The following is a 25,446-nucleotide window of genomic DNA, read 5'->3' on the forward strand; positions in this document are numbered from 1 at the left end:
CTCGATCGAGATCGAATGAGGGAGGATCAAGATGAACCAGAAGAAGCCGAACGTGGAAGAGATTTCGAACGAAGCGCATGAGGACATTCAACGGTCGCGAGCGGAACCGGCGGCATCCGGCAGTAAACTAAGCCGGAGAGCGATGCTGACAACGATCGGCGCGGCCGGAGTCGCAGTCGTATCTGGAGGGCTGCTCCATAAAGTTAATGGAGCGTCCAGCGTCACGACCTCGGTATACGGCGACGAAGAACCGGACGCGGACTCCGTAACATACAAGTATGGGGCGGGGCAGCCGGAGCGAACCGTCGGCGCAAAATTGCGCGAATCGGCCAGTGTGAAAGATTTTGGAGCAATCGGCGACGGTATCGCGGACGATACGGCGAGCATTCAAGCAGCGGCCAACAGCTTGACGAAGGGCGGGATCTTGTTTTTCCCGGCCGGAACATACAAAATCAGCGACACGGTACATTTCCCCAAAGGTACGATTATTCAAGGTGCAGGCTTGCATAGCGTCGTCATCAAGATGACCGATTCTACGAAATTCGCGATAAATTTGTTTACTCCCGGAACGAGGTATGAGTATTTCAGTGTCAGCGGTTTTACGCTGAATGCCAAATACGGAATTACGAATCGTTGGAATTTGGGAACCGATTATTCGAATACGGCGAACCCGACACGAACGGTGAAAATAGCCGATATTAAATTCCAAGGGACATACGACGCGCTGAATGACCCGGACGCCCAATCCGTCCTTGTACCCGCAAGAGGAGAATTGGAATCGCTTGGAGTAGGACTGCATTTCGTTATGGTTTATGGTGCGGAAGTCAAGAGCTGCCTGTTCGACAATTATGGAATCGCCTTTGAAAATATCGGATGTACGCTGGCCAAGGTGGAACGCAACCGTTTCAACCGCAATGCTCGGCACATTCATGACGAGCGGGTGACATGGTATTTTTCGTCATTCGGAATGGGTGCGGATAACGTATATGAGCAGAACGATTTGTTGGATGCTACCCGAATCGGGGGGATTACGCTGTGGCGCTCTTACGGTGCGGAGCTGCGGCATAATTACAGCGAGCAATTGGAACGGAGCGGAGTGAAGTCGGCGCCCGAAATGTACTATCTTTACAACCCGGATTCTTGCAAGATTCATATGAACCATCTGAACGTGGCCCTTTCGGTTGCCAAGCAGAGACCCTATTTCAAAATCGTATACAACGGAGATTATATAGGCTGCGCATCCGGCAACGTGATTAGTGTGAATGCGCCTACGCCATTTAACGGCGTTCTCGGCAACATCTTGGAGATCGTTACGACAAAGTGGGATAGGCGCTACCCCTGGAATACGCAGGTGTACTACCAGGAATTGTCGCCCATTAAACGTTTGCCCTATGTCATAAGCGGCATACAGCCGGAATTGAACGTTATGGAATTCGACAACGTATTTCCCCAGATGAATATTTCGGGGACGCTTGCGAACCTGGATCTGCCCTTCACCGAAAACGGGAGCAACAAGGCATGGCATCTGGCATCGGGCGAAAACAAAAATTTTCGTTTTAAGCTGTATGTTAAAAATCCTAAGCTGACAACCGCATTCGAATTGCAAATTACGGCGGAGAGCAATCCCGTCACGGCCGCAGGAAACGGAAGAGCGAACACGGTAGTGAGAGAGCCGAGCGGGGCTGTCCTCTTCAACGATTATGCTTTTACTAACGTGACCGACTTGACGGCCGTAGCGATTCCACTGAATGTAACGGCACCGGAATCATTGCAAATATTTGATATCGATTTTACCAACCTATCTTTCAGCAAAATTTATCGCGCGGCCGTCGTACCGCTGTAATGGAGAAATATTTGAAGGGCCGGGCGTCTCTTGTTTGAGAGAGCCCGGCCCTTTAAATGCTTGCCAAATGGATATCAACACGTAAAAATCGTGACTTGACAGGGAGCGGCAGGGAAACATTCCTTCAAGTCTTACCTGGTTTCCAGGTTTAGGCTTGTTTTTTTGTCGACATAATCCATCAAGATTTGAGACCAGCGCCTTTTGTCACATTTTACAAAAATGTCTATAATACTAGTATCCCGCGAGAAATAGGTTCGATACCTGTTGCGGGTGTATCCTAATAACCTCCGTTCCGATCGATCGGTGACTCTGGTTTCATGAATTCATTTACTCATGGCCGGACCGTCGTCAAGGGAGACGTCCCGCTAGCACGAGGTCGGCTTTCAAGGAGGCGACCGTAATGAGTACGATCTGGTCCATCCGAACCGGAATTCGGGATTTCCTAGAGGCCATCTACCGAACTTGCCAAGCATGGATTGAGAAATATCCGTTTATTAAAACGATGTATACGATTTTTTCCTGGTTGTCGCTAATCCTGTTTGTCTTAAGCTTGTTTTTCGTTAAAGAAACGCGTACCATGATGGTTCAATATTTATGGTCGTTATATGTGCTGCTGCAATTTTGGTTGCTCTGCCGAAGCAAAACTATGCCGTGGAAGCCGATTGTGCTATTCGTTCTGGCAGGTGTTTTCCTAGTCGTACCGTTCACGACGCTTACGCTTAATGCTCTCCATGCGCTTATCGGTGGAAAAACATCCGACACTTGGTCCATTGCCGTAATCACGCCCATATTCGAAGAATTGTGGAAGCTTCTTCCACTCGGCATTTTCCTGTTGTTCTCGCGCAGAGCTTCCGCCTTGAGCTTAAGCGATTACACGCTCATCGGTGCGGCGACCGGCGTCGGCTTCCAACTGATGGAGGAGCTTTCCCGAAGGTGGCTAAGTTCCGGCATTCTTGCGAAAAAGTTCGGCTATAGTTTTACGATGCTGGGCGGCGAAACGATTCATTGGGACTTTTTCTCGCTGTTTCCCGGACGTTTCGAAGAAAGTCTGTTTCCGACGCTGATGACCGTCGGTCATCCCGTACATACCGCCATGATCGCGCTAGCGTGCGGAATTGCCTACCGGCTGCGGACAAGACTGACGAAATGGGTTTTTCTCTTCCCGGCAATCATTTTGCTTTGGTCCATCCTGGATCACGCGGCTTATAACGGCCAGCACAAGCTGCCGGGTTGGGTGTTCCGGCTACATGACCTAACCGGCAGCGGTTATAAAACTCAAACGGCCTTCCTTCTTATGCTGGCCGCAACGCTTTTTGCCGATTACTGGTCGCTGAACAAAATACGGAACCGTCTTCCGGCGCTGCCGAACGAGCCATTTCTTAACCCGTTTACCGAGCTATGGAATATGATCCGCTCTTTTTGTCTGGACCGGGGGAAATTCATTTATTGGCTTGGCTTTTACCGGGAGCGGAGGGAGCTTGGATTTCATTTTCTTTATGGAAATGAGGAAGCGGCCGGTAGACAAGAGCCTGTCCAGGCCCGGGTAAAAGCTCTTTTCCAGACGCTGACCGGACTTGCGGTGATTCTGCTTGGGGCCGCTCTGTTCGCAGGCATCGGGGCTCATACGGGCGGAGGGGAAACGGCATGTTTCGCCTGCATGTTCGATTCGCTGCAAGATTGGTGGGATCGCCTGAAATGGTATGAACAGGGTGCGATCGTACTCGGAGCCCTTGCCTTGTCCCTGCTCTTCGTCGGATTCTGGCCGGCTTTAGGCATCGCGATGACGGCGGCGGGCATCGCCGGTAGCGGACATGAGATTGCCGGTTATATCCGCGATCCGAAGAAGCTGCTGACTCCCGAAAATGCACTTTCCGTGATGGTAGGCATTGTACTAAGCCGAATCCCGTTTGGCAAAGTGCTAAGATGGATGGGGAAGAAAGGGCGCCGCTATGTGCGCAAGCTTCTGGATAAGCTCGGTTCCCGAAAGCCGGATGTCGACGTTCCGATTAAACCGAAACCTCCGGGGACACCAAAAGCTGACTTGGACAAAATTAGGGAATCGGCTCCGGATTACTATAAAGACTTGATGCACAAGTATGGAGATAAAGGAACGTACTTCCATAGATCTCAGGAAGAGTATGAGAGTTTAGCTAAAGATCCAGCTAAAAATTTTAAAATTAATGAAAAATCAAGGATCGAGAGACAAGCCGGCTTAGAGTTAGAGGCAAGAGGTGATTTACCTGGTCCTATAGTTAGGGATCCCAATCCTGCCGGTGCAGAGTTTATTGATGCTAAGGGTGTAAAATGGGACGTAAAAGGATGGTACTCTAAATATGCTCCAAAAGGGTATTCACTTGAAAAGGCAATTGCAGGCATAGAAGAATCTCTTTCAAAAGGTGAAAATGTAATCATAGATACAACAAAAATGTTCCCAGAACATATCAAAGAAGTACAGGAGGCAGTTAACACATTAGGCTTCAGTGATAAAGTATTGTGGTGGCCATAACAAAAACATCCGAAAGGAAGGATTGCATGGATACTGAAAACTTATTTTTGAAACATAGCCAATGGGTAAATTCAGATGGTGAGACTGGTGAAAAATTAGAAATTGAAAAAGGAGAAATGAGCGAATTAGACATTACAGATACGAATTTAAGTTGCTCAGTAATTGTAGAATCATATGTGAACAATTCAATTTTAACAAATAATGACATGAGCGATTGCTATTTTTTAAGTACATCGTTTGATGAAACAAATCTCTCGGAAAGTATACTGAGTAAAACTGTATTTGATTTTGCGTCATTAAAACATTCAATTTTGAAAAATTGCATAGGTATAAAGGCGTCATTTGATGATGCAAATCTGAGCTTTGCTGACTTATCTGGATCGGATTTGCGTCGCGCCTCTTTTCGAAGAGCAAATTTAAGTCATGCAAATTTTTCTAACGTTGATTTGACAAGTGCATCACTTGATGGAGCCTTTCTCTACGGAACAAACTTTAAAGAAGCAAGGGGGATTGATGAAGTTTCTGCCCAATATATTTTTGTTGGGACAGAAGAGAAGCCAATTAGGTTGGAAGGCGATGATATCCACAAATGGTTGATAGAGCAGACAAGAGCGTAATGCCTTCAACAGCCGGGCGACAATTTCGTTTATGCAGGGTCCTGCAATACGACCAACTAACCAAACGCTAACCAAATGCTAAGAAGCTTGACAAAATACTTATTAAACTTTCAAAGGCTTATTCCAACTTGATCGATGAGGGGGAGTGAGCCTTTTTTTGCATGCCCAACATGTGAAACATCCCGAAGAGTCACTGGAATTAGTTGACTATCTACTTTTATTCACATATACTTTGGTTGCTTATTTAATTAGTAACCAAAGTATTTTGGAGCCTATATACTTGGAAAACGAAGAGACTCCGCCGGATAGCGTCAACGTTTTCAATAGCGACATGGCTTCTGGAACCGATCTACAAAGTTACGTAGTTTCCAATGAATTCTTATTCGGGGAGTGAATGGATTGTCGGTTGAGAAGAAGATAATAGCAAAGCAGTTAATGGAATCGTACTTCCAATCGCAGGTTGGTGGAAATATGATGCAGAATCGCTCGATATACAATCAAAAGCCAGGCGAGATCATGGTTCTCTATTTCATCAGCACGAATGTCAAGGATGACAGTCCCGGATTAAAGGTTTCGGAAATAAGCGGAAAACTGAATGTCACTCCGCCAACGGTAACGCAGCATATCAATAGTCTGGAAGCTCAGGCACTTGTCGAGCGTCATGCCGATCCTGCCGATCGGCGAGTTGTCAGAATCCTGCTTTCGGATAAAGGTAAAAAGTATATACAACGCATTAATGAGGCCCGCCTCAATATGTTCGTTGGTCTCGTTAAGCATCTAGGAGAGGAAGAAAGCCTGCTCTTTGCCGAGATGATGAGAAAAGCTTCGGATTATATGCTCACGCAACAGGAATTCTATATCCGTAATTTCATTGTGGATGAAACTGATGAGAAATGAGTAATCGACTAACATATTGTCGAGTGTCAAAAATTTGTGTGTGGTGCATCGAAGCACATTCGGGCAGGTGGAATGTTAAGCAGTTTATGAGAACGAACGCTCCTGCAGCCGGGGGCGTTTTTTAGTGCGACCTGAGATGCGGCGCCTTTACCCGATTGTCAATGCTTGGCACGGGTGCTAGACTGAATGGGACAGCAAGGATACATCGGCAAGGAGAGCGGGGTGATCGGGAGGGATAGCGCGGCGGGTAACCCTATTCGGACTTTGGCAATGAAAAGAGGGAACTTATGGAACGGATACGCAATTGGAGGGCGGGACAAGGCAAGCGGGATATGTCCCGCCCGGTCCGCAGCACGGAAACGAATCGGGCTGTCCCGACTACGATGTGGACGCATGTGTTGCAAATGCAGCGGACGGTGGGAAATCGCGCGGTCGGTCAATGGCTGACCCGTTCCCATACCCCTGCGACGACGATTCAAATGATGAGGGACAAAGATACGTTTCTCACTCAACGTACTCCTCGGGAAGGGCAAAACGAACGGCTCGAGCAGATTGCCGATCAACTGGAGCAATACCGGTCGCTCAGCAGTGAAAACGACGCAAATGGCCAACTGCGGCTGCATGCCCTGAAGCAACTGGACACGCATATCCACAGTTGGATGAATACGTTCGTCGAAAGGAAGATCAATGATGTTCCGAACGGCGCCTTGCTGATGTCGTTGCTGAAGGAAAGCGAGGACGAGCACCGAGAACTGGTTAAGGATATCGCGCGGCAAGAAGCGCTTGTTCCGATCGACACGGCCGGCATGGGGGGCGAAACCATTGAAACCGTCCATACGATTTGGAGGGAAATCGTGGCGGGAGCAGGCAATATTAAAATTTTGGAAAAAACGGAAGGCTTTCGCGACCGGATGTTGGCCGCGATCGCCAAGCTGCTGCAGGGGCCGAACGGCCGGAAACTGATTGCCGAGCTGAATGCAGCGCAGGACAGCGATAAAAAACAGGTCATATTGTCTTCCAATTTTGCCGCGGAGCTGACAGGCACCGGCATTGCCGATACGACTTCAAATGAGGCGATCCCGAAGAGCGATTTGGAATCGAAGGATAAACGATACAATTTCAAGCCCGCTAAAGATGACGAACTGGGGGGTGTGGATATGGCTGCAATTCCCGAGTTCGGGGGAGAGGCGGGGGACGCCTCCGCAATCAATCTGTTTTTGCATGAGAACCGCGGACAGCCCTTTTTCAAATTCAATGGCAAAGTATATAAGACCGGCCAATCAACGGGCAGCCTTGTACGTATTAACGACGAAGGGATGAAGAAATTGGTCGGCCAAAGAAACCAGGAAATCGCCACGCCGGAATTTGTCACGGTCGGCCATGAATTGGGGCACGCGTCCCGCTTCATGAAAGGGATGGTGCCGGATTCCTTTGTCGGCGTCGACCAGTTCGGAGTGGGAGGCAAAGCCGACCAGAAGCTATGGCATAACTCCGAGGAATACCTGAACATTAACTCGGTGGAAAATGAGGTGCGCGACGATCATGGCATCGGCAAAAGAAAGTATCATGTCGGGTCGGTCGACGACGTGAATAAGCAGGTATTGCACGAGAGGTATGACCTGCGGCGTATGGCTCTGTTCAACCGATTCGAATGGGCCGCAAGGCAATTATTCAATCATAGAGAGGCGAACAGGGTGCTCAGAGCCGATTACGTGGAGCCGCAAGCCGATTTCGGCGACCCCGACGCCATTGCACTGCTGATGCGGCAGCTCGATGAGCTCGAACCGATTCTGACCGCGTTGGAACCGTTGAAGGGCAAAACGCCGGACGATCTGTACGCCAAAGCGAACAAAGGCGTCAAAGCGCGGCTGGACGACGACGAGCCATTTCAGGAGTATAAATTTTTATTCGAGCAGGCGATCGAAAAGGCGCCGCTCGACGGACTTGCCGCAGAGCTGGGCCGTTTGTACGAATTGGCGAAAGGACGGAGCATGAGCATGGAGTTCAAGGCGGCCTCATTGCTGGAGGATGTCGATTTCGACTTCAACTTTTAGGAAAGAAGGCTGTTAAATAGCTTGTCAAGATTTCCATCATAATAAAACTGAAATCCAGCCTCTTTCACTCTAGCGACCTCATTCCTCCTGGAGTGACGCCCCAATATTTGCGAAAAACGCGGTTGAAGTAGCTGGCGTCCTTGAAGCCGGTCCGCTCCGCGGCGGTGACGACGGTCGAACCGGCCTGCAGAAGCTCCTTGGCGAGTCCCATCTTTTTTTCCAGCACGTAGTCGGAGAAAGAGAGGCCGATTTCCTGCTTGAATTTGCGGCTCAAGTAGGAGGAATTGAGATGGAGCCGGTCGGCGATCGCATGCAGCGACAGCTCTCGGTCAATCTCGCTTTTGATGATGTCCGTCGCCTGACGGACGATGCCATATGTATCGCCTTGCCGCTTGCCGTATTCGATAATGCGCGCCGCGATTTGCACAAGCGAGTTGAAGGCGTCCTCAGCACTGTCGGTCGGTTGAAACCGGGAACGGAGCAGAGGGTCGCCTCCGGCGATCTCGTGAAGCGTCCGTCCTTTCCGTTCGGCCGTCCTGACGAACAGGCCGTTCATGGCGAGCCAATGCTCGCGCACGTCCACGACCGAGCCAGCTTCGGCCATCCGTACGGACCACCAGCGCTCGAGCGCGGACAAAGCTTTGGCCGTACTCCCCGTATCCAGCCCGACCTCGATGTCTTTCTCCAGTTCGCCCGCCGTGCGGCGGCTGCCGTTTGGTTTTGGCTGCGAACGCTGCCGTCCGGACATTCGCCGGACATCGCGGCCGCCGGAGCGAACGATTTCGAGCCGGAGCGAAGCCGGCCGTTCGACGACGTCGGGGACGAGCATTCGAAGCGTGCCGGTTTTTTTGTGGTACGACCAGGAAGCCGGGGGCCGTTCCTTGCGAGAGCCGTTCGTCTCGCGCCATGCCTGGCCGTCCACCTTGACGGCCGCCGGCTTGTCGAGCGCATGAACGACGACGTCCCACGTCCGCCTATCCGGCATGCCGGGATAGCGGCCAACGCGGGCCCCGAGCTCGACGCCGAAGACGCGCCGGTCGTCCCGGCAGGCGATGCTCGACACTGTCAATTCCCCGCGCAAGTAGCCGAACGTTATCCCGTCGTCCTCATACAGCGCAAATTCGCCAGCGCCGCCCGGGTAAAGGTGCAGCTCCAGCCGGTCGGCCGGCTGGAGCCCCACGTACTCCATGTCCGGCCACATCGGCACGATCGCTCCGGAGCGGACGAAGAGCGGGCCGCCGGCATGCTTGGGGACGCGGTACGAGATTTCGGCCGGGCCGGCGAACTTCTCCCCTGTCCAATAATCGTACCATTCCCCGGCCGGCAAATACACCCGATCGGTGAACGCTGCGACCAGGAAGGCGTCCCCGAACATATATTGGTTTTGCAGCGTGACGGCGTGCGGATCGTCGGGAAAGACGAGCGGCATCGCTCTGGCGATCGGCAGTCCGGTGCGCGCGGCTACGTGGGCCGCGGAATAAATGTACGGCAGCAGCCGGTAACGGAGCCTGGCGTACGACTTGAACGTGCGCAGCAGCTCCGGGTCGAGCAGAAGGGGGTGCCGCCAATACGCCCAGCTGTTCACCTTCGACCAAGGCTGGAAAAAGCCGCAGTGGATGCCGGCGGCGGTGTGCAGCTCCATATCGACGGCCATGTGCGGGATGCCGGAGAGTCCGAGCCCGAGCACGGACAAGTGGGCATCCGACCTCCCGCCCGACCAGACGGCGGCATATTTCTGAATGCCGGTATATCCGATAGGCGTATAGATCATCGGCCGCCGTCCGGTCTGAGCGGCGAAGCCTTCCCGGATGGAGCGGCCGACCACGGTCGAATGCGGTAAGCTTTCCGCGTCGTCGGAACTGTCGTCCGCAGGAACGGGAATGTTCGCCATCTCCCGAACCGGTATTTTGGTGCACAGGTTGAAGCCAAGCACGCCTTGTGCGACAAACGGCTTTAAATAATCGTACCAATCCTCCGGCAAATTGCGTTGTTGCCCCGCCTCATCATCCCGCAAATATAGACCGAGGGTCAGTTTGAACCCTGCCGTGCGCAAAGCGCCCATAAACGTGTGGGCGCCTTTCGGCAACCACTGCGGAATGTAGAAACGGTCCGGATGCCAATCGACGGGCGCGTCGTAATCGAACTGCCGGTCCATCCAGGTTGGCTCCAGGCCGATCATGTCGCACGGAATGCCTTCCCGCCGGAATTTCAACGCGTCCTCGAGCATGTCCCGCGCCGTCGTCTGTTGATTACAGTTGAAAGAAAGTCCGTAAGCCCAGACGGGGAGCAGCGCCGTAGGGCCGGTCAGCTCCATGTACTTCTGCAGCAGTCCGGCAAGGCCGCCGCCTGCGAACAGGTAAAACGCCAGCTCCCCGCGCCTTCCGCGAATCCGCACAACATCCGGCGAGGAGCAACCGACATCGAATTCGTGCCGGCGGTCGGTATCCATCAGCAGTCCCCATCCTTCGCTCGACAGGAGCAGCGGGACGGGGGCGTGCACCTCATTGCCGCCGCGAAAGCAAATCGCGATTTTGCAGCCCCGTTTCATCAGCGGGGTACCGTGCTGGTCGCCCAACCCGTATATGCGTTCTTCCGCGGCAAGCGCAAACTGCGTCTCGAAGCCGTCGTCGGAGACGCTGGCAGCAGCGCCGGGACTGGCCGGCGTCCCGCAGCCTGCGCGAGGCGGGCGGTTTTGCCGGGTAAGCAGCGTTCCGGCTTCGCCGTACAGCGACAGTTCTCCGGAACTGCGGTCCACTCGGAGAGACGCCGAGTCCGTGCTCACGCCCATTTCTTCCTCCCGCATTTTCGTTTCCCAACAAACCGGTGCAAGAGAGGGGACGACAACCCCAAGACGGGCAAGCGGAGAGGGTTCCTCGAAACAGCCCGTCCGATTCATCCGGACGTGAAACGTATGTGGCGCCATCGGTTCGATGCGAACGTGCAATCCGGACGAGGTTAGTACGACCACGGACGCGCGGGAACTGCTCACAGGAATGCCTCCTCTACTATGCCGGAAGAAGACGGAAGCCGATCCAGCCTGAAGTTTTCTACTCATTTTAGCACATTTTTGCGCTGCTGCGGCGAAGAAGCCGCTTCGGCTGCGGATGACTCCGTTCGCCTGCCCGTACTAGTGCCGATTCGACTGTTTACCTGCAGTCGCGGCTCCGCTGCGTTCGACGCCTCGTGATCGCCTATCGTATACCGGACAATATCAACTTCATGACATTGACGGTATTTTCATGACCTTTGGTCCGAAACGGTATTTTTATGACCTTCAATGGTCGATTCGGTCAAACGGGGCAACGCTGCGTCCACAAGTAACAAAAATGTAATCCGAAGTCATGAGGATTTCTTGTTGGCGAAAAATGCGGCCCGCTATAATTGAAGCTGCGGGTAGGTGAAAACGTTGTCATTTTTGTAGCGAATCCGCCTGATTCCGCAAATAAGCAGTTGAGAGGGGCAAGTCGAAGATGAGCGGGACGAGAAGAAGATGGCTTGGCGCGGCGACGATGTCGGCATTGCTGCTGTTGGCCGCTTGCGGCAAAGAAGGAGGCGATGGAGGAGCAGCCGGAGAGCCGGTCCGGCCCGACGATACCGGAAAAACCGTGGAGGCGGTCAATCCGAACAAAGAGGCGGAGCTGACCGTATACTCGTTGCTGGGCGGCAATTACGAAGGATTCATGAGCTCGGAGGGGCAGTACATCCAGAAGAAGTATCCGAATTTCAAGTTCAATTTCATGCTGCCGGGGACGGGGACCACTTTACGGGATGTCGTCACGGCAAAAACGCCGATCGACATTATCATTTCGTCTCCCGACCTGCAACCGGTCATCGACGTGGGACTCGATTCGGATATTTCCGATTTGATCAAGAAGCACGACTACAACCTCAACCGCTTTATCCCGGTCACGATCAACATGATGAAGCAATTGACCGGCGGCAAGGTGCTCGGACTTCCCGGCCGAGTGAGCTCGTATACGCTGTACTACAACAAGGACTTGTTCGACAAGTTCGGCGTGCCTTATTTGAATGACAAGATGACATGGGAAGATATTATGGAAACGGCGAAAAAGCTTACCCGGGCCGACGGCGGCGTGCAATATTACGGCTTCGCCGCAGATATTATCGCGTTGCTCGACATGAACGAGCGGGCGCCCCAGTATGTGGATGCGAAAAACTTGAAGGCCACTTTGAACAGCGAGTACTGGAAACAGAAATTCGACCGGACCGTGCCGCTTTTCAACATGCTCCCGGACATTTCCGACCCGGCCTTGCTTACGAGCCTGACCAAGTCGAGAGATTTATTCCTGAAGGAAAAGCGGGCGGCGATCTTACTCGGCATCAACGATGCCGGCGTTCGGGCAGCCAGCGAGAAATGGGATCTGAACTGGGACATCTCGCCATTTCCCGTTTTCAGAAACGCGCCGAAGGAAGGGCCGCAGCCCAGCACGCGCTATTATTTGATCGCCGCCGGCAGCAAGCACCGGGAAGAAGCGTTTGCGGCGATCACCCAGCTTGTCTCCGACGACATCCAGCGGGAGTTGGTGAAAGGCGGATTCACGCCGCCGCTGCAAAACGCCGACTATATGGATTTGTTGGGCAGCGGCATCCCTGAGCTGAGCGGAAAGCATGCCAAGGCGCTCGTTCCGCCCAACTACGGCGAAATGAATGTGAAGGACAAGTACTACATCGCGGCAAGGGCTGAACTGATCAATGCGTTCAACGATGTCGTCAGCGGCCGGAAGGATACGAATACGGCGCTCCGGGAAGCGGAGGAGCGGGCGGACAAAAAGATCGCGGAATTGAAAAACCAATAATCGGCAAAGGAGAGGGGGAGTCCGCATTGAATATCGGCAATCGGAATACCCGCCGAATGTGGGCAAAGCTGCTCATATTGACTGTATTGGCAACAGGCTTGCCGTTCGGCAATCTCGCGGCAAGCGATACCGTTTACGGGAGCAGCCGCCCGACGGAAGGCGAGTCCTCCTACGTTGCAGTAAAGGACGGGCGGATGAATCGAGACGGAACGATTTCGAATTTGGGGGAACGAAAGATGACGAATGGCGGCGGCGCAAAGCCGCATCTGCCTGCGCTTGACCGGAGAGCTGCGACTTCCACGCCGGCGAACCAAGGAGCCTCCTCGCTGGACATCGTGCGAGGCGGACAGGCGAATGCAATCGTTGTGGTCGACGATACGGTTTACCCTGAGGAACCGGCCGCCGGTCCGGAACAGGGCGTTATTCACGGGTGGACGCAAGCGTACGGGAAAGGAAACATTGCGGTTACTGATGCCGTCAGCCATACGGGAAATTACAGCCTGCACTTCAACGATGGCGATAGCTCTGCCTACGGGGTGTTAAGCGATCTCGTTGAGATCAGCGAAGGCGAAACCTACACCGTCTCTGCGATGGTGTATCGTGCTTCAGGCGACGATCCGCAAATCTTTATCCGGTTTTACGACCAAAACAAGGTGCGCATCGGCGGCCAACCCTGGCTCCGAGTGCCGGGTACCGGCGCCTACTGGACCGAAGCGTCCGTTGCGGGGACAGCGCCTGCACAGGCCGCTTATGCCGCTGCGGGACTTTATACCGGCGTCCCCCAGGCAAGCGTTTATTTCGACGATATCCAGCTGCGTTCGGTCTCCGGGAACGTGCCGCTGGCGAATCCGGGCTTCGAACCGCAAACTCCGGTTAGGAGGGGGCCAGCTGAAACGTTGGTCGACTACGTGCGGAAATCGACGGGAGCGCTTTTGCCGATCATGACGGAGCCGGAATACGGCGCTGGCGGGGGCGGAGAGCCGGAACAAGTCCTCATTCGCATCGGCACGACGGAAAGTGTTTACGGAAACGCGCCGGCGCTCGATGCGCTGCTCTCCACCTTGGACGGGGACGGGTTCGTCATCTACCCGCAAGGCCAAACGATTACAATAGCCGGTCCCACCGTCTGGGGGACGACGAACGGCGTGTACGGCTTTCTGGAACGCTATGCCGATATTCGCTGGCTGATGCCGGGACCTGACGGCGAGGATGTGCCGCCATTAAGCGAATTGTCGGCGGGAAGGGGAATCGTGCGAGAACAACCGGCCTTCGGATTCCGGGTGTTTAGTCCGTTGCACGGGAAGCCGGACAACAGTGCGGATGCGATCCAGGAGCTGAATATATGGGCGCAGCGAAACCGGCTGCAAGGGTTCTACAACGCTCCAGTCAGCTTTCATCATAATATGTACAACTTGTTTTCGGTATCCAAGTTCGGGGCGACGCACCCGGAGTTTTATCCGAACGGGCAGCCGCCTGGCGCGAATTCGATCTCCGGATGGCAGCCGTGCTTCTCGAATCCGGATACGGTGGACGCGGCCGTCGAAGAAATTTTGGCTTATTTTCGGGACAACCCGGACGCGCAGTCGTATTCGCTCGGCATCAACGACGGAAACGGTTACTGCGAAAGCAATCCGATTCCGGTATACTACGATTGGGTCAATCGGGTTGTGGACCGCGTATTGGCCGTCCATCCCGACAAATGGTTCGGGCTTCTCGCCTATCAGTCGGTGATCCGGCCGCCGTCGTTTCCGCTGAACCCGCGTGTCATTCCTTTCCTTACAAAAGACCGGATGGCTTGGGCCGACCCGGACGCCGAGACTCTCGGCTATGCGGATGAAGAAAGCTGGCTGCAAGTGGCCGGCCAAATCGGCTACTACGATTACATTTACGGCAGTCCGTACCTTGTACCGCGCGTATATCCGCACCAGATGGCGGAAACGCTTCTGCATGCACGCGAACGGGGAATCGGATCGTACTACGCGGAGTTGTACCCGAACTGGGGCGAGGGGCCGAAAGCATGGTTGGCGTCAAAGCTGCTCTGGGATCCCGAACAAGATGTCGATGCGCTGCTGCAGGAATGGTATACACGGGCGGTCGGCGTGACGGCGGCGACGTACCTGAAGCAATACTATGATCATTGGGAATTTTTCTGGACGGAACGAGCCATTCTCGAGCCTTGGTTTTTGCCCGGCACCATTTATCAAAACTTCGCCGACCCTGGTTATTTGAATGCGGTAACCGAGGAAGACATATCGCTTAGCCGCGAATGGCTGGAAGCGGTTGTCGCCGCGGCGGAAACGGAGCCGCAAAAGGCCAGGGCCAATCTGCTCCTTCGTGCGTTCGAGTATTATGAAGCATCCGCTCTGAGCTATCCGCGGATCGGCGAGCGGCCGGCCGACACGGCTTCGGCGCTTGCCCTCCTGGAGTATTCGGTCAATCTGTTCGGGGAGCGGATCGAGATGGCCGGGAAGCGGTTCGCGCTGCTGGATGAATTCAAGTCGAATCCGGTCCTTCTGCAGTATATGGATGCGAGAAGATTCAATCAACTCATCTGGTCCGGTTGGAACGCACCGGAGTTTTGGGCGCTTGTCGATTACATGAAGGAACGGGAAGATGCTGGCGGGCCGGTGCGTCTTCGGGCGTCGGAGCTGGCCGCGACGCATCCTTCGCCCGAAGGGAGACAGTACGCCGCGCTTATGCTTCAGGCATTGTCACGTCCGTCCGCGGTGCAGAATCCGTCCTTCGAGGACGGCGATGAGGCGGCCCCGCCGTGGGAGCTGCTGTCGCGTTCCACGTCGTCCCGCTCCGTTCGGCGGGCGGAAGGGACGGCCTTTACCGGTACCGTGAGCATGCAGGTGTACGGGAAAGGATGGGGCGGACCCAGCCAAGTGATCGTCGTGGAGCCCGGGCTGGCCAGCATGAGCTTCCGTTACCACATTCCGCAGGCGGGAAACACGGCCGGCAGCATCCAATGGGGCTTCGATCTGCTTGACGACCAAGGAGAATGGATCAACTTCAGCACGGTGCGCTCCCCGGTCACTTCTCTTGCGGATGCGGAATCTCAATGGTTGGAAGCGCGTCTGGACGGAGAAATTCCGCAGACCATCAACGGAAAGCAGGTCCGGCAAGCGCGATTGATCGTCCTCGTCTCCAGCACCGAGCCGGTCGAGGTTTACGTCGACGACTTCAAATTTTACAGCATGGCTAAACCATAACTGTCATTGGTGCGAGCCCGCCCGCAGCTTTCCATTTGGAATTGCGGACGGGCTCTTTTGTGTACTAAAGAGGTTTCCCATGGCAGCTGTACTCGATGCGATCGTAAATCGGGGGTGCATGAAATCCGACAACCTGGTGCGTTTTTTTGTCAAGAACATATACCCATAACCGAATGTGCGTCTTCGGGTTCTTGCCAACTCGGTATAGAAACGCCGAATCAGTCGCGTGGTAATCTCGCAAAAGCCGCTTGCTTTCTCGAATCTATTGCAGCAATATATATGGATGAGAGGACTATTCCCGTGCTTCGCACGGAGTCCGCCTAGGCGCATGCGACTTGTGCAGAACGAGGCAGCAGTAATGGCTGGAGCATTGCGGATGATGGAATACCGAAAGGAAATCGACATTCGAGAGGATGGGCGCTGCATGAATATTGATTTTCTTGACGTTTTTCAGCCTCATATTCTCAATATTTCCAAAGGCAATGATAATTGGAAAGTTCGAAATTATATGATATCAAGAGATCAGACGTTTGCCCATTCCCTCGCGCTTGTTTACGAAGGGGAAGGATCTCTTGAATTAAATGGCATCCGGTATGAATTGCGGAGAGGCGCCTTATTCTATGTGCCGATAAAAAGTTCGATGCGCATTCGCACTCAGGAAGAGAACTCACTGAAGTATCATTCGATCATATTTCATTACGGTACGCTTCGCTGGGAGGGGGAACAAGGGATATGGAGCAACGCGAACCAGCTCCCGCTTCCCCTTCCGGATATTGTTTTTTTTGAAGAAGAGCCCGTTTTTCTCGATTCTTTCCGAACGTTGGAGGAACTTTGGATGCAGAAGCTGGGCGGAAACCAGTGGGATTGCAAGAAGGAGTTCAAGCATCTCCTCGAGCTTATGATACGGAAAAAGTTCGAAAGTTCCAGTACTATGCCCGGGAATTGGACGCTTATCGAGCAAGCCATCACCTATATTCGCGAGCATCTCGACGAGCCGATCGATCGTAATGCCCTTGCTAGATCGTTGTCCATTTCTCCCGCTTACTTTACTGCTTTATTCAAACAGTACACGGGCTACACGCCGGTACAATTCCTGCTGCGATTACGCGTTGACCGTGCTAAACAATTGCTTAAAGATACCGGTTTATCGATCAATCGCATAGCAAAAGAAGTCGGTTATGACGATTCTTTGTACTTCTCGCGCATGTTTGTGAAACATACGGGAATTTCTCCGAGGAATTTCAGAAATTCGTAACGTTAACCTATCGCCCATCCAACAATCCCTCATGAATCATTCATGGGGGTTCTTTTTTTATTCGAATTCGAAAATAGTCCATAATTCCTTCAGCTTTAGTGTATGTAACCGAAAGGGGAGATTGAATTACAATTTACGTGAGTCGGGGAAAGTGCACTCATATGCAGTAAACAATTCGAATGGATCATTTATTCAAAAATGGGGGTTGGTCTGATGTTGGCTGGCAAAGGGAAATGGGTTGTTGCCGTATCCGTCATAGCAGCATTGATGGCGGGCTGTACGAGTGGAAGGGGGAAACCGGCGGACAATACGTCGGAGCCGGTCGAGACGCCGGTTGCGAAAAAGGAACCGGTCGAGATTTCGTTTTATTCCACTGGCGGCGATTTCAATGAAACCGGTTTCAATGAGTTGTTCGGAGAGAAAATCAAACAAAAATTCCCGCATGTCACACCGAAGTTCATTCCTTTAAGCGATGCTACTAAAATCAGCAATTTGGTAGCGACCGGACAAATCCCGGACGTGATGTATTTGTCGATCGGCTCTTCTACCGCGCTTGTAGAGTTCCAACTGGAGTATGACATCAGCGATTTGATCAAGCAGTACAAGTATGACTTGGGTCCGTTGGAGCCTGCAGTCGTCGATAACTTGCGTGCACTGGGCAAAGGTAAAATATATGGACTGCCGGTGTACAACAATTCCATGTCGTTATATTACAATAAAGATTTGTTCGACAAGTTCGGCGTTGCTTATCCGAAGGACGGCATGACTTGGGATGATTTGACGGAGCTGACGAAAGTCATGTCGCGGTCCGATGGCGGCCTCCAATATCGGGGGCTTACGATGTGGTTTACGGCTGCCCGGACGTTGGGACAGTACAGCGCCAATTATTTGGACCCGGTTACGCACAAATCCAATTTTGCCAGCGACAATTTCCGCAAGCAGCTGGAGCAGCTGACGCAGTTCGCCGCTATTCCCGGTAATCAACTTACGGCAGACAACGCATCTGCCAGCAGGCAAGCAGCCATGTTTACGACCGATCGATTGTCTTCCATGTTTATGCATTTCTCGGTTTACGGGATTTCCACCTTAAAGGATACGTTGAATTGGGATGTGGCTACTTATCCGGTGATGAAAGAACAGCCGGACATCGGACCGCAAGCCTACCCGACTTATTTCTACCTTACGAAAAACAGCAAGGTAAAGGAACAAGCGTTTGAGGTGATGGCCTATCTGACATCCGCCGAGTTCCAAAAGTCTATCGCGCGACAAGGATTGCTGCCGATCCTGAAGGACCGGGATGTGGCCATGAAAGAATTTGGACAGGACATCGCTTATCTGCGGTCGAAAAATTTGCAGGCTTTGGTTCCCAAAAAATTCGCGCCTCCAAGTATTGTCACACCTGAACAATTGCTCACGACTACTGCCGGAAACAGACCGCTTCAGACAGCCTACACGGATGTCGTCACCGGCAAGTCCGATATCAATACCGCTTTGCGCGCAGCGGATGAGCAGTATGCCGCCGAGGTAAGCAAAATATTGGGCGGCAAGTGAAAAGAAGGCATTCCAAGGAATGAAGGGGTGATGGTCAAATGATCATTCGTTTGAAAGCGAAGCGAACTGTTGCACTTGGCATGATCGTTCTCTTGCTCACTTCTCTGCTTCCGATGTATCCTGCCGCTTATGGCGCCGAGCTGGACCCGCCCGGGGAGGAGCATCTTGTGTCGGGTTATGACAAGAAATGGGCGGTCGTCCCAAAATGGAATGACGGTGCCGTAATCGACGGAAGTCTGGATGAATCCGTCTGGCTGCAAGCAGCCGTATTGGATGATTTCCGCACCGTTTATGCCAATCAGCCTGTTGAGTCCGGACCCGAGTACAAGCTGGCTTACAGCGATACCCATCTGTTCGTGGGCGCGACGTTGCCTGGGGATGAACAGGTCGCGATTGACAAGATTGAACTGGTCATCAGCACGCAGCCGTCCGGCGACGCCCATTATGTGGCGACGATTCCGATCAATCCGCTGGACAGGAATACGACTACGGAATGGAATCCGGGGCTCGCATTATCCCCAGCCATCCAGAAGCGGGTGCAGTTGGAGGGCGTGGCTTACGAGACCGAAGCAGATGCCGTTTCCGAAACCTTTACGGTCGAGGCGTCGATTCCGCTGTCGGCATTCGGCCCTGCAACCATTACGCCCGGCGATGAATGGCGGATCAATGTGATTCATGTCTACAATTATGAGACCAAACCGCTTGTCTCTTGGGCGCCGCTCCTGACTTCCCGCTTCAACGACTCCAGCCGGAACATTTCGTACACGGCCAACGTTGTCGACCATGGCCGGCTGGGCAGCATCTTCTTCACCCGGCCTCCGCTTGGCGATGCATGGACGCCGGTGGACTGGAAGCTGGATTATACAGGGTTTGAGGAAAAACAATTATCGTTCGAAAAAACCGACCCGTCGTGGGATCGCTTCCAGCTCGAATGGAAAACGCCTACCGGGCAATGGCTGGCACTGGACGAAGTGACTCCGACTGTGGACGGCTCGCGCGTGAATCTGTTGTTCGAGCATCCCGGGCCGCTTGAGGACGGTTTGTACCAACTGCGCATCGTGGCCTATACAACGGTTCCCGCAGACGGCGCTGTTGCCATCCTGACCTTCGATCGGGAAGCTATTATTGCCGCAGGCATCGCTGCCGCCGGGGCTGCGCCGCCCCCCACCGGCAGCGTGACCGAGATCACTTATGCGGAGGCATCCCCGGCTGTACAAGCGGTGCTCGATCTGATCCCGGATCGGAGCGGATTTCGCTTCGTCGGCTTGCCCGAGATGCCGGAGCTGAACCCGGACAGTCTGTATACGCTATCGCCGGACGGACAGCATCTGATTGCCAAAAGCACCGGTACGATCTACCCGAATGCGTTGTACCCGGAAGATCAGGTGCTGACGGCGCGCAACAAAAAGGGAGAAATTCAGGAGTATCCGTATTATGAGGATGAGGCCGGCACTCGTTATTTCATATCGGCGCATTTGTGGTATTTGCAACGACTGAGCGCGATCAGCAAGCTGACTACGATCGCCAAATCCGATCCGCTGGGCGCGGCGCGCATCCTGTACCGGTTTGCGGAGGCTTATGAGGGCTACGTGCCTACGACGGATACAAGATCGCACAACTTTCCGATCAGCATCACCTCCGGTCCTCCGTTTAATTACACGGGAGGCATGTGGACTCGCTGGTCCTTATCGGAATTGAGCCAGGTAAGCAACCTGATCGCGGCTTTCGTCGATGTAAAGAAGACCAATGCCCTGGAGCTGCTCAGCCTGGAGATTGGCGAGGATGTAGAAAACAGGCTTGTGGATGAAATGTTCATTCCTTCGATCGAGTTCGTGCTGGCGTATCCGGTTGTGTTGAGCAATCAGGACTACATCAGTTGGCTTGGATTGACTGCTGCCGGCAAAGCGCTGAATGAGCCGGATTACATTCATCGGACCGTGGAATGGATGTTGAAATATATCAACCGGCAATATTTGTCGGACGGCTTTTGGAATGAAGTAGCTTTAAGCTACCACAAGGAAGCGACCAACGGACTGATTAACGCCTTGAACGGACTGAAGGGCTGGACGGATCCTCCGGGGTATGTGTCTCCGCGAACCGGCAAGCGCTTCGACAATCTCGATCTGGCTTTGGAAGTGCCGATTACCGAAAAAGCCGCGCAGATTGCGAACCGGCTCGCTTATCCGAACCGAAAAGTGCTGCCGACCGGAGACTCATGGGCCAATGATGTGGCTTCACAGCCTGATCTGAATACCGGTTCCATGTTGATGCCGGCAGCGGGGATCGGCAAGTTTACAGCCGGGCAGGGAGCCGGTCAAACGCAGCTGTACATGCAATTCAGTCCCAGATACGGTCATACCCATCGCGATCCGCTGAACCTGACACTGTTCGCCCAAGGGCAGGAGCTGCTCCCGGACTTGGGGTATACGTACAGCAAGCACCGATACTTCGCGATCACGACGATGAGCCATAATACGGTTGTGGTCAACGGCAAGGAAGTGGATACCAGTCTGCTGCAGCAAGGAGGAACGATCGAGCGGTTTGTCCCGCTGGATACGTTCCAGGTGATGCGGGCGAGCGCGCCGGCCTATGCCGAGACCGGGGAATACAGCCGGGAGCCTTGGTTTGTGCCTTTTCCGGACGGCAGCGGAAGCGAAGGGTATATACTCGATCTGTTCCGCGTATCCGGTGGCGACCGCCATGAATACACGCTGAACGGCGAAGCGAACCGCGATGCGGCGTTCCTGACAAATGCGCCGCTAACCGATTACGGACCTTATCTGCTTCCGCCGGGAACCGAGGTGCGGAGGGCGGAAAATGCCTATGAACACGGGCATGCCGAAGGTCATTATTACGGCTATATCGATATCAATGATGTCAAACGGGCTGAGCTTCAGGACGATCGGTATCAGGTAAAGATGGTCGCGTACGAGGACGGACAGGAACAGCCCCAAATGAACATTACCGGTCTGCTGGAGGCGGGAAACAATGAGCTGTTCCTGGCCCGATCGCCTTCCATTCGCATGACCCGCCTGATCGGCTCGGAAGGGGACACCAATGACTTGGCCGATCTGTACGATATGCCGAAGCTGGTGCTGCGCAGAGAAGGGACAAATCTGACGAGTACCTTTACGACCGTGCTTGAGCCGTACAGCGGCCATGGAGGACCGCGCATCGATGCGGTCGATCGGCTGACGCCGGATGCTCCGGTGGAAGGGGCCTCCGCCGTACAGATCATCTACGGCAATACAACGGATATCATTCTCAGCAATCCGCGTCATCCGCAAAGCCTGCTGCAGATCGGCGAGATCAAGATGCAGGGGGAGATGGGCTTCATTCGTCTCGTGGACGGAGTCGTGCAGCAGATGTCTCTGGTCGGCGGTACTCTGCTGCAAAAGGGAGACCGGAAAGTAACGGGGACTGAAATCGTATCGGGAACGATAACAGGCACCCTGCGGCTGGCCAACGGCGATCCGTATCAGGCGCTGCTTACAACGAATCCGGTCCCGGCATCGGTTATTGGAAACTATGTGACGGTCAAGCATCCGGACGGAACCACCAGAGGATACGAAATCGGCGACGTGCGGAGCGCTCCGGGCGGACAGACGGCGATCGTCCTGGCCGAGCATGATCCCGGGTTCGAAATCAACCTGAACGGAAGCTCCGAACAGAAGTACTACCCGCACAAGCAATGGAGCGGTGTGCATACGTTCGAAATCGCGCCGATCCATATCCAGGACGATGAGGCGGCTGTCGCGGTAGCGTTGCAGATCCCGAAGAGGGACTGGTTCGCGGGAGAGTCGGTTCAATTGGAAGTAAACGGGATTGGTGCGGACGGAAGCCCGGTCGGCTTGGCTGGCGCAAACGTGGTCTATTCCAGCAGCAACCCCCCCGTATGGGCGGTGAACGCCCTGGGTCAGGCTACGGCCGTCGGCGAAGGGACTGCTGCCATGCGGGTGGAAGTGACTCGGGACAATGTGACGCTGACCGATGTCAGGCAGATGTCCGTGCAGGCCGGGCAAGCAGCGGGACTGCTCGCACCGCCTGTGCTGCAGTCGCACGATAATGTTGTTTATCCGGGAGAGCCCGTACGGTTGACTTTTGCCGACTCCGCACTGTGGCGGTCGGGCATTACGGCCGTTACCATTAACGGCGAGACTGTCCCGAATGCGCTTTATACGCTGTCGGCAGGTCAAATCCAGTTTGTTCCAGGCGTATTTGCCGAGGAAGGCGAATATCTGGTCGTGGTGGCCGCGGCAGGCTACAGACACGCAAGCGTCGAGCAGCCGGTTACGGGCACATCGGCTCTGAGCAGTCTGACACTCAGCGGTGGGGCGATAAGCCCGGCTTTCTCGCCCTGGAACACTTCATACGCGGCGACAGTGACCAGCGACGTATACGAAGTCAGTGTGACAGCCGTGACCTACGATCCGACTGCCGTCATTACGGTTGCCGGTCAAGTATATGCCAACGGCGCGGCAATCCCGCTGATCTTGACAGACGGGTGGAATCCGCTGCCGATCAAGGTTACGGCGGTAGACGCTTCCAGCAAAATCTACACGCTAACGGTCCGCCGTCATGAGCCGGCCCCATCGGCAACCGGCACAGTCACGGGGAGCGTGTACGGTCCGGATCTGCTGCCTCTGCCAGGAGCTACGGTACGCGTAAGCGGCTATGACTCTCTCTCGGCAACGACGGATGAAGCGGGAAGCTTTACATTGGGGCAAGTGCCCGCAGGCAACCGCAGGCTGACGGTATCCAAACCGGGATATATGCGGTCGACCTCGGAAGCATGGCCTGTCACAGTCGGTCAAAGTGTCTACGTATCGCTTGGTCTGCACCACATGATGCCGATTGCCGTAACAGGTGTGACTCCGAGACTGCTGGCCATCGGGGATGAGTTGTCGGCCGCAAGCACGGTGGACGGAACGCTTCATCTGGTTCCCGCCGCAACGGCTGCAACCCGGGAAGCGATCGAGACGGCGAGCGGGGCGTCGAATGGCGCATGGGCTGCCGTGTCGGCGGAAATGCCCGCGGCGTTCGCGACAGACGGGTTTGCCGTAGGCAAGTATGTGCTGTATGCGATTGATGCCGACGGAGAGCTGTCCGCCGCCTCCGGCAGCGTTACGATCATCGACGCTTCGGCCGTACAGATTGACGAGACCAGTCCGGTGACGATGTTCAGCGGAGACTGGACCTCTTATACCGGTTCCAGCTATATCGGAGGCACGATGAAGATGTCGCGCGAAGCGGGCTCTTATGCGGACATTCCGTTCTACGGCCAGCGAGCGGTGATGCTGGGCACCGTCAGAGATACTTACGGGCTGGCCCGGATCTATCTCGACGGCGTGTACCAGACGACGATTGACTATGCCAGCCCTACGTTGAAGCACCAGCAGGAGCTATACGATACCGGTCTGCTGACCGAAGGGATTCATGTGCTGCGCGTCGAAGCGACGGAGAGAAAATGGATCGGCTTCGATGCCCTGAAAGTGACGATTATCGTCCCGCCGTCTCTGCTTACCGCAGACTTGATCAGCAGCGGTGAGGTTGTGGAAGTTTCCAGTGCGGTGGATGGAATGCTCTATTTGGTCCCCGCCGCAACGGCTGCAACCCGGGAGGCGATCGAGACGGCGGGTGAAGCGGCGAACGGCGCAGCGGAGGCTGTATCGGCAGGAGGGGCGGTATCGTTTGACTCGACTGGCTTTGCCCCCGGCACATACAAAATTTATGTGATCAATTCGCAAGGGCGCATCTCTGCGGCAGAGGACGTGTTGACGATCGTTGATCCGACGGCGACGTTGCTGGACGATACCAGTCCGTCAATCTCCTACAACGGCTCCTGGAGCGCTTATACCGGTTCCGTATATCGGCAAGGCACGCTGAAGATGTCGCGCGAAGTCGGTGCTTATGCGGATATTCCGTTCTACGGTCAGCGGGCGGTGCTGATCGGCAGCACCAGAGACACCTACGGGCAAGCCCGGATATACCTCGACGGCGTCTACCAGACGACAATCAACTACACCAGTCCGACTATCCGCAACCAGCAGCAGCTTTACGATACGGGCCTGCTGACCGAAGGCATACACGTCCTGCGGGTAGAAGTAGTCGAGACGAAATGGATTAACGTGGATGCGGTCGAAGTGACGATTGACGAGTAGCCTGATAAGGCGTGTTTGCAAACCGGCGAATGGGCCGAATCCGAGAGTGGCAGCGGAGAAGGATTGCAAACACGCCCTGGATGGACGGTAAGGCGTCTTGAACGTGCGGCGAAAAACGAAAGCGAGCGGAGGCGGCTTCCGCTTTGTTCAGCCGAGTTTTTCGCCGCCATTTTTCCGCGAAGCGGAAGAAGCCCAGGCCAAAATATTGGAACAATTACGGGCAGTACAGGCCAAATAATTAAACATGAGGAGTTTTATAGGAATGAACGATGAGCATGCATCATGGTTTGACGCCTATGATTATTATGAACGCAGAATAGCGACCGCTATCGCGAAGATGCCTATGCGCAAACCATGGGTACCAGCGCAGAGACAGGAAATTGTCAATTTGGCGCGGAAATCGCTAGGAATTCGTGAGGAATATATTCCGTCGATCCAAATCGATCATGTTCGGATAGTCCCAAAAAACGAATGTTCGATTCAGTTTTTAACTTTTCGTTCCTGGGTCGATGTATATGGGGCGGCGCATC

11 protein-coding genes are annotated in these 25,446 nt (G+C 54.1%); 10 read left to right on the plus strand and 1 reads right to left on the minus strand.

The window, feature by feature from the left end; all coding sequences use genetic code 11:
• Positions 1-31: 31 nt before the first annotated feature.
• The 5 genes from FE784_RS03550 (at position 32) to FE784_RS03570 (ending at position 7,917) form a co-directional block, all read left to right on the plus strand.
• Positions 32-1,843 (plus strand): glycosyl hydrolase family 28-related protein, encoded by a 1,812-nt coding sequence (locus FE784_RS03550; RefSeq protein WP_176705942.1) that lies wholly within the window; start codon positions 32-34, stop codon positions 1,841-1,843.
• 400 nt (positions 1,844-2,243) lie between these two features.
• Positions 2,244-4,349 carry a PrsW family glutamic-type intramembrane protease gene (locus tag FE784_RS03555; protein WP_139600736.1) on the plus strand — a complete coding sequence of 702 codons (2,106 nt, stop codon included), beginning with the start codon at positions 2,244-2,246 and terminating at the stop codon, positions 4,347-4,349.
• Positions 4,350-4,375: 26 nt separating this feature from the next.
• A complete protein-coding gene (locus FE784_RS03560; protein ID WP_139600737.1) occupies positions 4,376-4,966 on the plus strand; it encodes a pentapeptide repeat-containing protein in 591 nt (196 codons plus the stop codon).
• 399 nt (positions 4,967-5,365) lie between these two features.
• Positions 5,366-5,863, plus strand: coding sequence for a MarR family winged helix-turn-helix transcriptional regulator (locus tag FE784_RS03565; RefSeq protein WP_139600738.1), 498 nt, complete (start codon positions 5,366-5,368; stop codon positions 5,861-5,863).
• Positions 5,864-6,150: 287 nt separating this feature from the next.
• Positions 6,151-7,917 (plus strand): M91 family zinc metallopeptidase, encoded by a 1,767-nt coding sequence (locus tag FE784_RS03570; protein WP_139600739.1) that lies wholly within the window; start codon positions 6,151-6,153, stop codon positions 7,915-7,917.
• 64 nt (positions 7,918-7,981) lie between these two features.
• On the opposite strand, the gene FE784_RS03575 is transcribed toward FE784_RS03570, so the two are convergent.
• Complete coding sequence (locus FE784_RS03575; protein ID WP_176705943.1) at positions 7,982-10,906, minus strand: TIM-barrel domain-containing protein; 2,925 nt, start codon at positions 10,904-10,906, stop codon at positions 7,982-7,984.
• Positions 10,907-11,387: 481 nt separating this feature from the next.
• Between FE784_RS03575 and FE784_RS03580 the strand changes: the two genes are divergently transcribed.
• The 5 genes from FE784_RS03580 (at position 11,388) to FE784_RS03600 (ending at position 24,916) form a co-directional block, all read left to right on the plus strand.
• Positions 11,388-12,734: an ABC transporter substrate-binding protein gene (locus FE784_RS03580; RefSeq protein ID WP_139600741.1), complete on the plus strand. Its 1,347-nt coding sequence runs from the start codon at positions 11,388-11,390 to the stop codon at positions 12,732-12,734.
• A gap of 26 nt (positions 12,735-12,760) precedes the next feature.
• The gene (locus FE784_RS03585; protein ID WP_139600742.1) at positions 12,761-15,949 is read left to right on the plus strand and encodes a DUF4838 domain-containing protein; all 3,189 of its coding nucleotides are present in this window, start codon (positions 12,761-12,763) and stop codon (positions 15,947-15,949) included.
• Positions 15,950-16,307: 358 nt separating this feature from the next.
• Positions 16,308-17,204 (plus strand): AraC family transcriptional regulator, encoded by an 897-nt coding sequence (locus FE784_RS03590; protein WP_176705944.1) that lies wholly within the window; start codon positions 16,308-16,310, stop codon positions 17,202-17,204.
• Positions 17,205-17,417: 213 nt separating this feature from the next.
• A complete protein-coding gene (locus FE784_RS03595; RefSeq protein WP_176705945.1) occupies positions 17,418-18,755 on the plus strand; it encodes an ABC transporter substrate-binding protein in 1,338 nt (445 codons plus the stop codon).
• Between the two features lie 38 nt (positions 18,756-18,793).
• Entirely contained in the window at positions 18,794-24,916 is a 6,123-nt protein-coding gene (locus FE784_RS03600) for a hemoblobin-interacting domain-containing protein (RefSeq protein WP_139600745.1), read from the plus strand.
• Positions 24,917-25,446 lie beyond the last annotated feature (530 nt).

The sequence above is a fragment of the Paenibacillus hemerocallicola genome (genome assembly GCF_006265175.1).
GTDB lineage: Bacteria > Bacillota > Bacilli > Paenibacillales > NBRC-103111 > Paenibacillus_AB > Paenibacillus_AB hemerocallicola.

Coding starts and splice junctions, on each gene's coding strand:
- FE784_RS03595 (WP_176705945.1), top strand. CDS start 17,418: ATGTTGGCTGGCAAAGGGAAATGGGTTGTTGCCGTATCCGTCATAGCA.
- FE784_RS03550 (WP_176705942.1), top strand. CDS start 32: ATGAACCAGAAGAAGCCGAACGTGGAAGAGATTTCGAACGAAGCGCAT.
- FE784_RS03560 (WP_139600737.1), top strand. CDS start 4,376: ATGGATACTGAAAACTTATTTTTGAAACATAGCCAATGGGTAAATTCA.
- FE784_RS03580 (WP_139600741.1), top strand. CDS start 11,388: ATGAGCGGGACGAGAAGAAGATGGCTTGGCGCGGCGACGATGTCGGCA.
- FE784_RS03600 (WP_139600745.1), top strand. CDS start 18,794: ATGATCATTCGTTTGAAAGCGAAGCGAACTGTTGCACTTGGCATGATC.
- FE784_RS03570 (WP_139600739.1), top strand. CDS start 6,151: ATGGAACGGATACGCAATTGGAGGGCGGGACAAGGCAAGCGGGATATG.
- FE784_RS03555 (WP_139600736.1), top strand. CDS start 2,244: ATGAGTACGATCTGGTCCATCCGAACCGGAATTCGGGATTTCCTAGAG.
- FE784_RS03590 (WP_176705944.1), top strand. CDS start 16,308: ATGGCTGGAGCATTGCGGATGATGGAATACCGAAAGGAAATCGACATT.